Annotated in this window: 12 protein-coding genes; 11 read left to right on the top strand and 1 reads right to left on the bottom strand. The window is 31.9% G+C overall.

Annotated features, from left to right (window positions below; all coding sequences use genetic code 11):
• The first annotated feature begins 572 nt into the window (after positions 1 to 572).
• The gene (locus KBJ98_RS03500) at positions 573 to 2,093 is read left to right on the top strand and encodes a hypothetical protein (protein WP_210788299.1); all 1,521 of its coding nucleotides are present in this window, start codon (positions 573 to 575) and stop codon (positions 2,091 to 2,093) included.
• A 266-nt stretch (positions 2,094 to 2,359) separates the two neighbouring features.
• Here the strand turns inward: KBJ98_RS03500 and KBJ98_RS03495 are convergent, their stop codons facing one another.
• Positions 2,360 to 2,986: a hypothetical protein gene (locus tag KBJ98_RS03495; protein ID WP_210788298.1), complete on the bottom strand. Its 627-nt coding sequence runs from the start codon at positions 2,984 to 2,986 to the stop codon at positions 2,360 to 2,362.
• Positions 2,987 to 3,185: 199 nt separating this feature from the next.
• Between KBJ98_RS03495 and KBJ98_RS03490 the strand changes: the two genes are divergently transcribed.
• The 10 genes from KBJ98_RS03490 to KBJ98_RS03445 all read left to right on the top strand — a co-directional run bounded on the left by KBJ98_RS03490 (position 3,186) and on the right by KBJ98_RS03445 (position 16,301).
• Positions 3,186 to 3,572 (top strand): hypothetical protein, encoded by a 387-nt coding sequence (locus tag KBJ98_RS03490; RefSeq protein ID WP_210788297.1) that lies wholly within the window; start codon positions 3,186 to 3,188, stop codon positions 3,570 to 3,572.
• Positions 3,569 to 4,846, top strand: coding sequence for a tyrosine-type recombinase/integrase (locus tag KBJ98_RS03485; protein WP_210788296.1), 1,278 nt, complete (start codon positions 3,569 to 3,571; stop codon positions 4,844 to 4,846). Before KBJ98_RS03490 ends, KBJ98_RS03485 begins: the two co-directional genes overlap by 4 nt.
• Positions 4,847 to 5,770: 924 nt before the next feature.
• Positions 5,771 to 8,554 (top strand): type I restriction endonuclease subunit R, encoded by a 2,784-nt coding sequence (locus KBJ98_RS03480; RefSeq protein ID WP_210788295.1) that lies wholly within the window; start codon positions 5,771 to 5,773, stop codon positions 8,552 to 8,554.
• Positions 8,554 to 9,666 (top strand): restriction endonuclease subunit S, encoded by a 1,113-nt coding sequence (locus tag KBJ98_RS03475; RefSeq protein WP_210788294.1) that lies wholly within the window; start codon positions 8,554 to 8,556, stop codon positions 9,664 to 9,666. Before KBJ98_RS03480 ends, KBJ98_RS03475 begins: the two co-directional genes overlap by 1 nt.
• A gap of 23 nt (positions 9,667 to 9,689) precedes the next feature.
• A complete protein-coding gene (locus tag KBJ98_RS03470) occupies positions 9,690 to 10,652 on the top strand; it encodes a PD-(D/E)XK nuclease family protein (protein WP_210788293.1) in 963 nt (320 codons plus the stop codon).
• Positions 10,642 to 11,178 carry a hypothetical protein gene (locus KBJ98_RS03465; protein ID WP_210788292.1) on the top strand — a complete coding sequence of 179 codons (537 nt, stop codon included), beginning with the start codon at positions 10,642 to 10,644 and terminating at the stop codon, positions 11,176 to 11,178. Before KBJ98_RS03470 ends, KBJ98_RS03465 begins: the two co-directional genes overlap by 11 nt.
• The gene (locus KBJ98_RS03460) at positions 11,165 to 12,295 is read left to right on the top strand and encodes a hypothetical protein (RefSeq protein ID WP_210788291.1); all 1,131 of its coding nucleotides are present in this window, start codon (positions 11,165 to 11,167) and stop codon (positions 12,293 to 12,295) included. The genes KBJ98_RS03465 and KBJ98_RS03460 overlap by 14 nt, the downstream gene beginning before the upstream one ends.
• Positions 12,292 to 14,271, top strand: a complete 1,980-nt coding sequence (locus KBJ98_RS03455; RefSeq protein ID WP_210788290.1) for a hypothetical protein — start codon at positions 12,292 to 12,294, stop codon at positions 14,269 to 14,271. The genes KBJ98_RS03460 and KBJ98_RS03455 overlap by 4 nt, the downstream gene beginning before the upstream one ends.
• A 3-nt stretch (positions 14,272 to 14,274) precedes the next feature.
• Complete coding sequence (locus KBJ98_RS03450; protein ID WP_210788289.1) at positions 14,275 to 15,768, top strand: class I SAM-dependent DNA methyltransferase; 1,494 nt, start codon at positions 14,275 to 14,277, stop codon at positions 15,766 to 15,768.
• A 2-nt stretch (positions 15,769 to 15,770) separates the two neighbouring features.
• On the top strand, positions 15,771 to 16,301 hold the full coding sequence (locus tag KBJ98_RS03445; RefSeq protein WP_210788288.1) for a hypothetical protein: 531 nt from the start codon (positions 15,771 to 15,773) through the stop codon (positions 16,299 to 16,301).
• The last annotated feature ends 501 nt before the right edge of the window (positions 16,302 to 16,802 follow it).

The following is a 16,802-nucleotide window of genomic DNA, read 5'->3' as shown; positions in this document are numbered from 1 at the left end:
TCTGCGCTTACTTAAGGTAGGAATTTAAGAGATTGTTTCCAACTTCATTTTCGCGTTAAATAAAGGATGATGGGGGCCAACTGACATAATCTTTATTTGATAATTAATCTTCGCCCTGTGCTTTCGCACGGCATTCATTTCATAAATTATTTCCGGCCTCATTTCCGCTTTAAATAAAGGATGATCGCAAGTCATCGGGCACAATCTTCATTCATTATTTAATCTTCGCCCTATGCTTACGCTGGGCAGTAAATTGATTGCCTACTACGGATTTTTCCGGCCTAACATATACCGATCTTATATACAGGTCCAAATTATTTATCCATAAATCTTCGCCTCGTTCCGACGCGGGGCATCATCGATAATTGCATATTACATCAAAATTTCTATAAATGCGCCTTTGCTCATGAAGAGCAAGGCTACTAAAATTATTTATGCTAAACTTTTGATATTTAAACTTGTTAAGTTTAATTCTGTTATAAAATTCTAAACTTTAACTAAGATATATACTATAAGTAATGTCAAGACATTTTAACACAAGGTTTTGACTTTAAAATAAAAGTATATTACCTATGAAAAGATTACCTTTTGCAGTTAAAAGTAAAGCAGTAAAAAGAAATAAATCTGTACTTAATAAAAGAGTCCCAAAAACCACTGAAACATCACTAATTGATATTAATTTACCTATATCTATCATTAATGATGTAACAGATAATGATGATTTAGATAACATTGATTTAGCTAAAGTGCCAGTTAATTCGGGGGTTAAGCTCTTAAGAGATCATAATGAAACGGATGATATTTATGCCAAGTTTGCGATATTATTTAAAAATCCGGATACTATAATGATACCTAGCAAGGCGAAGAGATTAATTGAGAAGTATTTACCAAAACCTATTTTGGATGAAGTACACGGCGGGGAAAAGACAACAGAGAATAGAAAAGTAGCTATTGAATTGTGTCTTTTGTTTTTGAGTCAATTAAGTTCTACACATAGAAACATTTTAAATGGAAAAAATCCTGGTGGATGGAAAAACTTGCGTGCCCAATATTTAAGGCAATTATTAAGGATTGATAGTCAGACTTATCAAAGGGTAAAAACAGCACTAAAGTTTGAATATGAAAAAGGACCTATTTTGGAAGATCGATTTTATCGAGTAGGATCGCACAGCTACCAGTATCGCTTAGGATCAGCATATAGAAGTAAAGGATTTGTGCCTTATGAATTGCAAACCGAAATAGTCCGAAAATTATTTAAAAATTCATGTGCGCGCAAACTAAAGAAAGCGCAAGACAACGTTATATGCGTAAATTTAATGGAATTTTACAAAACCATTGTATTGCCAACCGAAAAGGAAATTGAGGACGAAGCCGACAGATTAATAAAAGAAGGATATCAAAAAAAAGGAAAGAAACTAGTCCGCAGAAATAAAAGAAGTAATGCATATTTTTCTAATGTTGCTAACCTTTCATTCGTAGAAGATGCTTTGAAAGTCTATCACTATTTAACTAAAAATGGTTTGATGATTCCTCGACCTGGAAATGAAAGAAGTGGTGGTAGGATTGTAGATTCATTTGTGCTGATGCCTTCATGGATAAGAAGATTAATAAAAATAGATGGTAAGCCGATAGCAGAAGCCGATTATTCTTGTTTGCATCCAAACCTCGCTATCTCACTTTATGACGGTAGTGGCCAGTTTATTAAACATAAAGACCTTTGTAGCGTTCTTGGTATTGATGAATTGATTGTAAAAAAGGAGCATTTGTCTTTCTTTAATAAAAAAGTTGGCCAAATGAAGAATTCGCCACTATTTGATTATTACAGGAAATTTGAATCATCAATGATAGATGCTATTATGTTAGAAAAAACAAATAGTGAATATGAACATAAAATCACGTCTCGTCATTTGTTTGCGAAAGAAGTTGAAATGATGACTGAGGCTATTTCACGTCTTAATGAGGAGGGAATTTTTGTAGGTTATATTTATGATGCGCTTTTTTTTGATCCAATGAACTCAAACCAAGTTGTGTGTGTTATGGATGAGGTAGCTGCTGATCTGGGCATATTTACAACTGCTAAATTGGAAAAATAGAACTCATTATCTGCGAAGTACTGTTGCATTTATAATTATTGATATGAAATTACAAATTCATAATAGCGGCTATTTGTGGAATGAGTTGGGAATTTGGAATTTAATGCAAAAATCCACACTTATATGATGCGAGAACTCAACTAAGTTTACTTTCTTCGTTGCATTTGTTCAATAATTGTTGACAACGCGTAAAGGATAGCTCAGCAAGGATAAAATCTAATTATGTAATAGTTTATGATGGTATTGTAAAATCTATTTCTGTTATTTTACAGCAATCCATCTTCAATCTCAAAAATTAACTCATTGAAATTTTCGACATTAAACGTTAAATCATCATTCCAAACACTGAAGTATCTTTGGTATTTCAATATTAAATCGATGTGCCTCAGATTCATAACAATTTCTGGTCGCAAACAACATTGATTATATCTGTGAGTAATCGTCATGGAATATGTGTTGTTGTATTGTGAAAATCGCACCACCCCACCAACTTCCAAATCTTCATTTGCGGAATATGTTGAGCACAACGAATCGTCAAATATTAAATCCCTGCCGATAATGGGTGCGATATATTCGAGATTTTTTAAAATGGTCCCGCGAATGTTATAATCACCCTTGACTACCTGTGGGCCACGATATAAAGATGTCAACTCATTATCATAGCAATTGAAATCCCCGTCAATGATACATGGTGCACCATCTAATGTTGTAAGGCGTGTTTCCCATATGTTGAAGTTGCCCCTAACCCAGTTAAATTTTAATGGTAATTGCCGGCCCTGAAATGTTTGTAAATTGACATCGCCATAAACATCAATTGAGCCATCCCAATCGTTAAAGAACCAATTTTTGACACTATATTTATAGCACAATTGCTTCGCTTCGTTGTAATCCATCTTTGGTTTTATTTTTTAGGTAATAACGAATCAAATGAATTTTATTGTAAATAAAATGATTTAAATAATTGATAGTCATGATGAAGGATATTAATTTGTAGATTATATTAGCTTGAGATTACACAGGGTATGATTTTTTTATTCTTTAGCTTAAAACTTTTTGGATCTAACGGGATATAAGTCATATACAATTATAATTATGACGGATGAAAATTTAAAAGAAGGAATGAATTGTCCAGCAGCGATTCTAACATTAAAGCAGGTTGGTGACCTAATTCACCGAAAAGATATTGAATGCATAAAGAAATGGTTAAATGGAAATAGTATCACAATTCACCGATTGGGCAAATTGACCTGTGTTTATAAAGTGGATTTCGATTGTGCAATGATGTTACCACATGTTAGGGATTTTAAACGAAAGTATCCTAAGCAATGGGAAGCTTACTATAAAAAGACAATTAAGGATGAGGCACTGTTTAATTTGATAATGTTAAGGATGGAAGTTGATATAAATCACAATCCGACAACTAAAGTAATAATAAGAAGCAAAAGTGATCAAAAATTATATCAAAAATTGTTTACATGAGCAAACTACGTCTTCCAAAAAAATCTTACAAAGGAATAAAGATTTTTTGCAAAATATGCAATACCGATAATACAAATTGCAAGCATTACGATAAACAGGTGTATAGAGTTAGGGTTCATGTACCTGGCACACAAAAATCAGTTAAAACTAAAAAGCTGGATGCTGTAAATTATGATGATGCTGTTATTGAGGCTATCGCATTTGAAAAAGAATTAAATGCTACGGATTTTATAACTATCGGAAGTAGAAAAAGCGAAAACATAACAGAAGATGATCAGGGAAATGATTATTCGATTGCCGATGCCATAATTCGATTTAATCAATATCTTAATGGTCAGACTAACTATGCTCATCTGAAGAAGAATATTAGTCTAGGTTATAAAGATGAATTAATTCGTTATTGTCGTTTTTTTTGTAAAAACATTAATCTGACTGAAGATATTTCAAAGTTTAGAGTTAAAGATGTGAGCAAGAAGCATGTTTCAAATTTTTACTCTTGGGCTGAAGCACGTTATGCGGAGAAAACATTCAATAAGTGCATGGCAGCTCTGAAATGTTTTTTTGAATTTTTGATTGATATAGAGGATATTGAGATTAAAAATCCTTTTCGAAAATATGTAATAAAAGAAGTTGTGAAATCAAGTGTCGAGACAGTCAGCAGAGATGAGTTTTTGCAGATTCTTGCTGCAATTGACACAATTGATCCCTTAGTTAAATTAGGTGGTAAAGGACAACGAAAAAGCATGTATAGACATTATTTAAAGGACGGATTCCGACTCTTTTTATTAACTGGTAGTAGGAGAGAGGAAGTGGTGAATTTGCGTTGGAGTGATATTTATATTTCGCCAAGCGGAGTAAAATTTTTTCGGATCAAAAACATAAAAGTGGAACGAATCAAAAACAAAGAAGGTATTTACAAGTATATACCAATCAATGACGATTTATTCAACTTGTTGGCCGAAATGGGATTTGAAAAAAATAAGAATTCAAATAATTACATATTATTTCCTGAAAGAGATGTTTCTGCACTTACAATAATGAATATTTTGTCTAAAGCATTTACTTATTATCGTATAGGTGCAGGGATTAAAAAAGATATTGGTCTAAAAAATTTGCGAAAGACTTATATAACCTGGGTAAATCAAGTTATGAACAAGGACACAAAGATCTTGTCATCTCATTCAACGGATGGTGTCCTACAAGAATATTATATTGATCCGACGGTTTTAACTGCGATAGAAAAAGGGGCTTTAGAAATCAAAATTTTCGGCTAAAACAGAAAAGGTATAAATGAAAACGACAATTCATTTATACCTTTTTTGTTTTGTATTGGCTGATATTTGAATACCAATTCGTAAAATTCCTTACTCCCTTTCCTCACTCCCTTTCCTCACTTGAGCGTTTTAAAGTCAGTATTTCCGAAATATAACATCAATAAAAAACCCCTAAACAATTCATGTTTAAGGGTTTACTTTGGTAGCGAGACCGAGATTTGAACTCGGGACCTCAGGGTTATGAATTGCGCAGACGGTCAAATTTCAACGTATTTACTGGACTTGCGAGCCATAAAACCATATGTTTTTTATAAAATCGTGTTCAATTTCGTGTTCAGTATCAAAACAAAAATTAGTAATAATTTCAACTTGTTTTCTTACGTACAAAGATAATCAGATTTGATGATTGACCACATTATTTTATAATAATAGTACCCCAAATTATTTTGAGGGTTCCATAATTAGAGACTATTTGGCTTGTAGTTTTCCATAGAGCAGTTAGAGATTTTAGCAATTAAAAACTTTTTTATTCTAAATTGAGAATTCATAATTTTAAAAATAAAAGAAAAAAAATTATCTGTTTTAGGGTTAATTCTCATTTTGATTAGTCAAATAACTAATATTCATCTTGTTACGATTTAGTTTCAGTTTTTTTGAGACGAAAAGCTGTGAATTAATATCACTAAAAGTGGGTATAGTAAAAATGTACAAAAAATCGTTTATTTGCTTAAAACACTTCTAAATAAATTAAATTTTGCACAATGTAATTACGATAATTTATCAGTTTACGGTTTCACATGAAGGGTATTTAACAATGTACAGTATTATTGCTTTAATGAATATTCGTACTTTTAAAGACAGTTTATAATTCATAAACCAACATTTTTTTTATCTTTAAACCAGATTAATATTCTAACCAATTTAATGATCAACCAAAACCCCGAACAAATCGCCAGAGATAATATCGACAAACAGTTGATCGCTTGCGGGTGGATTATTCAGGATAAGAAAAGAATCAACTTAGCCGCTGGTTTGGGAATTGCCATCAGGGAATATCAAACGGATATTGGCCCAGCTGATTACGTTTTATTTGTTGATAAAAATGCAGTTGGAATTATTGAAGCCAAACGAGAAGAAGAAGGCATTCATTTGACTTCTGTTGAAGAGCAATCTTCTCAGTATGCCAATGCTAAACTCCGTTTATTAAACAACGATCCTTTACCGTTTGTGTATGAAAGCACGGGTGAAGTGACCCGTTTTACTGATTATAGAGATCCAAAACCACGTTCTCGAAACGTATTTACCTTTCACCGTCCAGAAACATTTTTGCAATGGTCGAAAGAAACCAAAACACTTAGAGCGCGTTTACATGATATTCCTGTTCTGCCTATTGATGGTTTGCGAGATTGTCAAATTACCGCTATTACCAATCTTGAAAAATCATTCAAGGAGCAAAAACCAAAAGCCTTGATTCAAATGGCAACGGGTTCCGGTAAAACCTTTACCGCAATATCATTTGTGTATCGCTTACTCAAATATGCCAAAGCCAAACGCATTCTCTTTTTGGTGGATACCAAAAATTTAGGCGAACAAGCCGAAGGTGAATTCCGCTCCTATACTGCCATTGAAGACAACCGTTTGTTTACAGAATTGTATGGTGTAACCCGTTTGAGTAGTTCGTTTATTCCTAACGACAGTCAGGTTTATATCAGTACCATTCAAAGGATGTATTCTATTTTGAAAGAAACTGACTTAGACGAAAGTGCCGAGGAAGAGAATCCTAACGAAAGAACTTTTGAAGTCAAAACTGCTGTTCCTGTAGGCTACAACGAAAAAGTGCCTATTGAGTTCTTTGACTTTGTAGTGATTGACGAATGCCACCGTAGTATTTACAATTTGTGGAAACAAGTTTTGGATTATTTTGATGTCTTTCAAATTGGGTTGACGGCAACGCCAGACAACAGAACCTTTGGTTATTTCAACCAAAACTTGGTTTGTGATTATGGGTATGAAAAAGCCGTGATTGATGGTGTTTTAGTGCCCTACAATGTATTTACGGTTGAAACCCAAATCACCAAAGAAGGAAGTGTTATCAAACTGGGCGAAAAAGTAGACAAACGAAAACGACTCACCCGCAAGAAATTCTGGGAATCTTTGGATGATGACGAAGTCTATAGCGGCAAACAATTAGACAATGACATTGTAAATCCAAGTACCATTCGTATCATAATCAGAGCAGTCAAAGACAATTTGCCTGCCATGTTCCCTGATCGTATGGATGAAAAGGGAATTTTCGAAGTGCCTAAATTATTGGTATTTGCTAAAACCGATTCCCATGCAGAAGACATTATCGAAATGGTTCGTGAGGAATTTGGAGAAGAAAATAAATTCTGCAAAAAGATAACCTATAAAAGTGACGAAGACCCAAAATCGGTCTTGCAGCAATTTCGCAACGATTATTACCCGCGAATTGCTGTTACTGTCGATATGATTGCCACAGGAACCGATATACGTCCGCTCGAAGTCTTGTTGTTTATGCGCGATGTAAAAAGCCGTTCGTATTACGAACAAATGAAAGGCCGTGGAACCAGAACCTGTTCCGTCGAAGAATTGAAAGCCAAAGGAACCCCTTCGGCAAAATTTAGCAAAGATCATTTTGTCATTATTGATGCCATTGGTGTTGAGAATTCACAAAAAACCGATAGCCGACCGCTCGAAAAAGCGCCCGGTGTTTCGTTGAAGGATGTTTTGGCCAATGTGGCAATGGGAAACACCTCCGAAGATATGTTGACTACGCTTGCCAATAGACTGATTCGTTTGGAACGCCAACTTTCCGAAAAAGACAAACTCAAGTTTGCCGAGCAAGCCAATGGTTTTACGATCAATCATATTGTTAAACAATTGCTGCACGCCTATGATCCAGATGCAATTGAAAAAGTAGAACAAACAACCAAAGGCGCTATGCGAGGATTTCCTCCTATAGAAATTGATGTGGCTATAGCCAAAGGCAAACAGCAGTTGATAGAAGATGCCGTTGCCGTTTTTCATAATCCTGATTTACGCAATTTTATTGTGGATATCCGCAAACAATACGACCAGATTATTGATGTGGTCAATATGGATACGATTACCAATATAGGTTGGGTTAAAGACCAGGACGAAGCGGCAACTACCACCATAATTGATTTTAAAAACTGGATAGAAAGCAATAAAGACGAAATTACGGCTTTACAAATTTTCTATGCCCAGGACTACCGCCACCGTACTTTTACCTATAAAATGATAAAAGACCTGAGCGAAAAACTAAAAACAGAAAAACCATTATTGGCACCATTAGCCGTTTGGCGTGCTTATGAACAACTGGAAAAAACCAATGGCTCGACCAAAAGCGAATTGATTGCTTTGGTTTCTTTGATACGCCGTGTGGTGGGTATAGACAGTATGGTAACTAGCTATGACAAAACAGTAGACAAGAATTTTCAAGATTGGGTATTCAAGAAACAAGCGGGAACCTTAAAATTTACCGAAGCCCAAATGCAATGGTTGCGCATGATGAAAGACTATGTAGCCAATAGTTTCAGTATTGACCGAGACGATTTTGATTTAAGTCCTTTTAATGCCGAAGGCGGATTGAGTAAAATGTGGCAGTTGTTTGGGGAAGAAACAGACGCAATTATTAATGAATTAAATGAAGTGTTAGCAGCGTAATGAATAAAAATAAATTACCAAAAGGTTGGAAAATAAAAACTCTTGGAGACATACTAAAAATTAGTAGCGGAAATGGATTAGCAAAGTCAAAAAGAAATGATGAAGGTGAATTTCTGGTATATGGTGGAAATGGAATAACAGGAAGGCATTCTGAATACTTATTTGAAGAAGAAAAATTAATTATAGGAAGGGTTGGTGTACATTGTGGTAATGCGTACATCACAAAACCTAAAAGTTGGGTAACAGATAATGCTTTTGTTGTTTCATTCAATAAAGATGAATTAAATAAAAAGTTTCTTTTGAATTTGATTGGAGTATTAAATTTAAATAAATATTCTGTTTCAACAGCGCAACCCGTTATTTCACAGGGAACAATTTACCCAATTGAAATTGTATTACCACCCCTCGAAACCCAACAAGCCATCGTCTCCAAAATTGAAGAACTTTTCAGCGAGTTAGACAAAGGCATCGAGGATTTAAAAACCGCTCAACAGCAACTCAAAACCTACAGGCAAAGTGTATTAAAATGGGCTTTTGAAGGAAAGTTAACGAATGAGAATGTAAAAGATGGTGAGTTGCCTAAAGGTTGGGATTTAAAAGATTTAGGTGAAGTCTTTAAAGTTTCAAGTGGTAAAGGAATAAAAATAAATCAATTAAAAGGTGGTGATTATTCTGTTTATGGTGGCAATGGATTAAATGGTTATCATTCAGAATACTTTATTGAAGAACCTGTATTAATTATTGGCAGAGTTGGTGTAAAATGTGGTGTAACTCATATCACTAAACCAAAAAGTTGGGTTTCAGATAATGCTTTAATTGTTAAGCCAATTATAGAAGATTTTGACATTAAGTTTTTTAAATTGAGATTAGAATTTGAAAACTTAAATAAACTCTCTGTCTCTACTGCTCAACCAGTTATTTCGGGAAATTCCATTTATTCTGTACCAATTTTTCTTCCTAAGCTTGAAGAGCAACACCGAATTGTTCAAGAATTAGAAAGCCGTTTGAGTGTTGCAGATAAAATGGAGGAAAGTATTGCGCAAAGCCTACAACAAGCCGAGGCATTGAGACAAAGTATTTTGAAAAAGGCGTTTAGTGGGGAGTTGGTTTAAAAACAATAATTAAAAAATAAGAAATGAAACCAAATATTTTTAGATGGGCATCGTCAGAGTTAAGTCAGGACGCGTTTATTTGTTGGCTCTTAAGTTGGGCTAATCATAAAGAATCAAAAGAGTTATATGAAACATCAAAGCTTTTTATTCAAAAACTAAGTAATGGAAAAGTCAATGATTTTGATAAAATCGAAGTGCGAAAACAAATTGACAATATAGATATACTTTGCATAGTTGATGATTGCAAAGTTATTTTAATAGAAGATAAAGTACATACAAAAAACCACGGCGACCAATTAGAAAGATATTTAAATAATCAATTAAAGAACTATTCAAAAGAAAATATCTTCCCTATTTATTTCAAAACGGGTGACCAAAGTAATTACAAAGCAATTGAGAAAATAGGATATAAACTATTTCTTAGAAAGGAATTTATTGAAGTTCTGAAGTTTGGGATTGATAGTGGTATACAGAATGAAATTTTTGTTGACTTTTATCATCACCTTAACGGTATTGAAAACTCTGTCCAAAGCTATTTAAATTTACCCGTAGAACAGTGGCATTGGGATAGCTGGAAAGGGTTTTATTCCAAATTGCAAAAAGAACTTGGCGATGGTGATTGGGACTATGTTCCACAAATGAATGGTGGTTTTTTAGGCTTTTGGTGGCATTGGAAATGGAATAAAGTAACTGATGATATAGGATATGATTATTATTTACAGTTAGAACATAAAAAGTTCTGTTTTAAATTAACTCCTAAAAAAAGAGAAGATGCAGAAAAAACAAGAGAACACTTCAGAAGTTTATTATACCCAAAAGCAAAAGAACACCAAATCAATATTTATCAAAATGGTAGAATTGGTAATTGGATGACTGCAGCTGCATTATCAGAACCTTATTTGAAAACAGATGAGAATGGGTTTCTTGATTTGAATGTAACAGTGGAAAATATTAAAAAAATTCAGAAAATGTTTGATGAGGTATAATGAATTAATATTTGAAACTTATCAATTAAAGATTACCGACAATGATAACTTGTCTTGCTCAATTAAGCTTGAACCTAATGCGGGGTTTGCATTACTAAAAGCAAAACGTAAATTGTATATAGTTTATCATGGCAAAAAAATTTTGTATGTTGGTGAAGCTCATACTTCCATTAAAACTCGATTTCAAAGAGGCTGTACAGCCTTTAACCATTATACAATAAATGGCCAAGCACGAGGTGGTTATAAAGGTTACAAATGGTTAAATAAAATTGATAATCCTCAAAGAAACTTAACAGTAAGTGTAATAACATTTTCTCAAGAGTATGATGATAAAGAAAAGAGAACATTTATTGAAGCCATAGAAGGAGAATTAGTTTATTTAATTCGCCAAAAGTCAGGATCTTGGCCAAAGTTTCAGAATGAGATTCATTTTAGTAATTGTGATGGGGCTAAAGAGATTGCTGAGGAGATATTAGAAAAGGTTTTAAGTTCTGACCTAATTAAAATAGAAAATGAAAATATTTAGAAATAACAACTTTTGGTTAAGACATAGAGTTACTAAACACATTGAGACAAATCATAAAGATCTTTTTGATCCTTTTTTTAAAAAAATTAAAATTAGGGTTGCTGAGTATTTCTCTGATCAAAAAAACTGGTTTTCTGTTTTTTTAATAGTTGTAACTTTCTTTTCAATATCTAGCTTTATTAATCTTGATTTTTTAAATTTTTTAGATTTTGATGCTGATGTAGCAAAAGCAATTATAGATCAAAGAACCACCAATCTAGCTGCTATTATTAGTATTAGTCTTGTGGTAGTTGGTTTTTTAATTACTAATTTGGCATTAAAATCACAAATTACTATTCAACTTCTTTTTAAACATTCTTTTCTTTATTCAATTTTATATCTAACTTTTTCAACTATAAGCTGTTTTATTATATTGTCTAATTTAAGAAATACCTTAGATGATTTTGTGTTTGCAAGAGCAGTGTTAGCAGGAACATACTTATGCATTCTAATCTTATTTTTAATAGGTAAATTATTTAGAAATATAATCCATTTTACAGATGAGAAAAAAATTTCAAGTATGCTACAGAAGGAATTATTGATTGAAGCTAGAGAAAAAATTAAGATAGGCTTAATGAATAAATATAGCTTTGCACTTTATCAAAAAATTGCTTCAAAAAATTGTAATGAGTATAAGCTTGATTTTTCAATAAATGATTTCTTAAAAAACGACTATTCTTTAAGTAAATCTACTCGTGATAATGAAGAAAAAAGTTATCGAAAACTAAAAGACGTGAATTTATTCTTTCTTGAAGTTTTTATATTTTTTAAAAAAATAAACAAAAAGAACATAATTACTTTTAAGAATTTAACATTAAATGAAAATGTTAATTATGCGGAAGATTTCTTATGGTCAGGTTCTGCGGAAAATAGCAAATTTGAAAAATGGCTTTTAAGAAGATGTTTAGTAGTTGGTAAAGAACTTGACCCGAAAAAAAATAAAGATGAAAATTTATTTAGGAATGAATTTGACCAAAAAATTCTCCAGTTAGCAGAAGAAAATAAGTATAGAAATTTGGAAGATCCATTAGCTGCATATTTAGAATTATACAAACTACAAATGATAAATCAAAGATGAGTTTATTTGATATTAATAATGATAATAATTTTGACATCACCTATGGTATTGATTCAACCATAAGGAAATCAATTGAAAAATCAATTGAAAATGATAGCATTGAAACTTTTAATGTTTTAAATGGATTTGTTGTAAATGTCTTAATACTAAGCATACAAAATAGATCAATTAATCATTTTAAAAAATACATAACTTTTCCAGCATCATATTATCATATAACTTTTTTAAAAGCAAAAGAGAACATAAAATTTCAAAAGCTACATAAGTATTGCACTCAGAGAGCATCAATGCAACTTAAAGAGATAATAAGTTATTACTTAAGATATAATGAAAAAGATGTTGAAGATAGAAATTTTGAGGAATTAAAGGTTAATAATATCTTTTATTACAATGCTTTTAATGGTTTTAATCGATTAATATATTCAATGATTAGAAATGGGGATATTTCAGAATTTGACTATACTATTAATGAATATTATTTAATTGATCAATTCATATATAATAGTTATTATGATTTAAAAAATGAAATCAGATTTAATTTCAGAAATGAACCACAAGACGAATTAGAACTAAAAAAAGAATTATATGAGTATGTAAAATATTTTGATGAATATAAACGCCATGTAATTATTGGCTTGCGATATTGGTCTATTTTTTTATATTCAACAGAGAACAATAATTTAGAAATAACTAATAAGTATTTAGAAAGATTAAAGATGTTTTCTAATTATCAAGAAATGTTAAAAGATATTATCTACCTGCGTAGTTACCCTAAATTTGAATATTTCGAATGGAATTCATGGGATTACAAAGAAAGACCTAACGGAGTAGCATATAGCCCGCCAAACCCCAGAAACTGGCTTACTTTTGGTTTTTTAATTGACTTAATTAGATCCGAAAACGCTTATTTAAGTAGCGAGTTTCTAAATTCAAAAGAATTAAGTCAAATTAATTATTTATCCGATACGATTGAAGAGGACTCTAAAATATTATTGAATAAATTTGAATTCTGGGAGCCTTTATTAAATGTTAAAACAAAAGAAGAATTAGAAAGCAGAATATTAATTATTATAAGCTCATTAAAAAGTCTCAAACGTGAAAGTATTAATATAACAGATAGAGAAATTGCTGAGAAAGAATTAAATATTGAAAGAATTACTGATTTTAAAAATTTAATTGGCAAATCATGGGATGATAATTCTAATATCGGAAAGCTGTTTTTTGACAAAAAAAACATTGAATTAGTACATTCTGATATTAAATTTATAGGGCAAAAAACCTTCTTTGAAAAAGCTAAAAAAATGTTTATTGATGGAGACAATTACCAACAAATTTATAATATTGGAGAAATTGGCGGACGAACTTCACGGTGGATCGATGACGAGTTTTTTGACACAATTTTTTCAGGAAACGAAAATTTTATAAAAGGGAATAATATTCTTGATTCAATAAATAAATGTTTAAATAATTTAGAAAGTAAAGAAACTATTCCGACGACAATAATAATTCCATCTGAATTTAGCTATAAAGACAAAATTTTCTTAAATGATCCAGATTTTATAAGAAAAATCAATATTGACGGACTAGATGAAGGAAATGAATTAAATAACTATTTTCTTGGAACTTATAAAGGGATAAATATATACTTATCACATTCCGATTTTATAAACAATAAAGTAATTGTTTCAGATTTTAGAAGTGCATTTAAAATGAAATACAAAACTAATCCAGATTGGTATCATAATGTTTTGAAGATTGAAGTCGATTTAATTGATGATGATGATGCAGAAAAAATATACAACTTAAATCCTCGAAAATGGGTGATTAGAGATAATGGAATTGATTTGACGAAAGAAGAAGCATTAATATTAATGAAAAATGCTGTCAACCTTGAAATTGGTTCATATAATGAATTTGAAATTACAAATAAGGATTCATTTGTTGTTGGTTTAATACAAAATAAAACAGAAGAATAAATAATGAGCAAAGATAATTCAGCAAACACCTCGAGTATAGTAAGTAAAGTATGGGCATTTTGTCAAACCCTTAGAGACGATGGTGTAGGCTATGGTGACTACTTAGAGCAATTAACATATTTGCTGTTCCTAAAAATGGCAGACGAATACAGTAAGCCACCACACAATAGAGAAATGCCTATTCCTGCGGTATTTGCTTGGGAAACCTTAACAAACAAAAGCGGTACAGACTTAGAGTACCATTACAATAGTATGTTGCGGGAATTGGCTAAAGAAAAAGGAATCTTGGGGCAAATTTTTGTAAAAAGCCAAAACAAAATACAAGACCCAGCCAAGTTGTATAAACTGATTGCACTTATCAATGCCGAGAACTGGATTTTGATGGGTGTGAAAGACAAAGGTGATATCTACGAAGGCTTACTAGAGAAAAATGCCGAGGATACCAAGAGTGGTGCAGGACAATACTTTACACCACGTCCCTTAATCAAAGTGATGGTAGAGTGTTTGCGTCCGGAACCCTTAAAAACTATTGCGGATCCAGCTTGTGGTACGGGAGGTTTTTTTCTTGCCGCTTATGACTGGATTGTCGAGCATAGAAGTTTAGATAAAGAGGCTAATAAATTTTTGAAATACGAAACCTTTTTCGGGAATGAAATTGTCGCCAGTACCAGACGTTTGGCATTAATGAATTTGTTTTTGCATAATATTGGCGATATTGATTCGGATAATTTTATTTCACCAAATGATTCCTTGATTACCGATTCGGGCACGCGCTATGATTACATCTTGGCCAATCCGCCTTTTGGTAAAAAGAGCAGCATGACATTTACCAATCAAGATGGAGAACAAGAGAAAGAAGATTTGACGTATAATCGTCAGGATTTTTGGGTCACTACGAGCAACAAACAGCTGAACTTTGTGCAACATATTCGTACCATGCTTAAAACAACAGGAATAGCAGCCGTAGTATTGCCGGATAATGTTTTGTTTGAAGGTGGTGTGGGCGAAACCGTGCGTAAAAAGTTGTTAGAAACTACAGACTTGCACACCATATTGCGATTGCCAACAGGTATTTTCTATGCCAATGGTGTAAAAGCCAACGTTTTGTTTTTTGATGGAAAACCATCTAGCAAAGATGTTTGGACAAAAGAGACTTGGGTGTATGATTACAGAACAAACGTGCATCATACCCTGAAAAAGAATCCTTTAAAACTAAGTGATTTGAAGGATTTTATAAACCTTTACAAGCCCGAAAATCGACACAAACGTACTGAAACATACGATGCAACAACCAACCCAGAAGGACGTTGGAGAAAGTTCTCTTATGAGGAAATAATTGCGAGAGATAAAACCAGTTTAGACATCACGTGGCTAAAAGATAAATCATTAGCAGATTTAGATAACCTTCCAGATCCTGATGTTTTAGCATTGGATATTGTAGAGAATATAGAAGCAAGTTTAGATAGTTTTAGGGCGATTATAGCCAGTTTAAAGTAAATATGGATACTAATATATTTTTTAATATTATTTCTTCGGTGTGTTTAGTACTTGCAACTGTTCTTACCTATAGAAACTTTATCGTATTTAAAACGATGGAAAATGAAAATCACTTTTATAAGCATAAAATGGACAATGCTCAATCATTGTTGTTGGGTATTACGAAGTTAATAGATGATTATCAAGAAATTTTAATAGATGTTGTTGAAAGTAAAGAATCTAATAAATTTGACATCCAAAAAGAAAACGAAACTGAAATTCAAATTGATAGAGTAACTGAGGTCTTTAGAAAAACTATTATTCAACATTCTTTATTTTTACCTCAAAACATTCTTGATTTGATTGAAAAATTTTATGATGGATTATTTGATGAAGAAAATACGTTCCAAGAAAATTTTGACATCGAAAAGTTTATTGGTTATAAATTAGAAGAATTTGAAAACTTGACTTATAAAATCAGAGAAGATTTAGGTGTTGAAAAACTAAATATTAGACTAAAAAAAAGAATCAAGGCTACTGTAAAAAAGAGTTGAGAAAAATAATAACTTCATTTTTAATTTCAAATCCTAAGACATTAATAATAATCACAATCTGATTTATGATTACATTTTATGACTTAAACCATTTTAGATAAAACTTGTAGTAAAATAAAAATCCAATATGGCTCAGATCTAAGTCTTGAATTACCAAATAAAAAAAACATATCCTTCAAAACAAAATAAAACCAACCTCTCCGAAGTCAGAGACTTCGGTTTTCCTTTATAACAATGGCATTCACTAACAACTACCGCTTTGTTATTAAATCTTGAATATTTCCAAGATGTTTTTAATGACATTGGATGTGCTAAAAAGGCCAAATGGAAATTATATCAAAATAGACAAATGATTAAACTTAGGAATCAAAAAAAATATTTTTCGATTATGAAATCGTTGTTGAAGAAGGAGAAGGCAAAATCTTTTCTCATATAAATGAAAGTCCTATAGAATTAGAAATGATAAAGAATTAGAAAATGGTAAAATTAAAAGCGGCCTAA

It is taken from the genome of Flavobacterium erciyesense (assembly GCF_018069925.1).
Classification (GTDB): Bacteria; Bacteroidota; Bacteroidia; order Flavobacteriales; family Flavobacteriaceae; genus Flavobacterium; species Flavobacterium erciyesense.
This window is presented reverse-complemented; position numbering and strand designations above follow the sequence as displayed.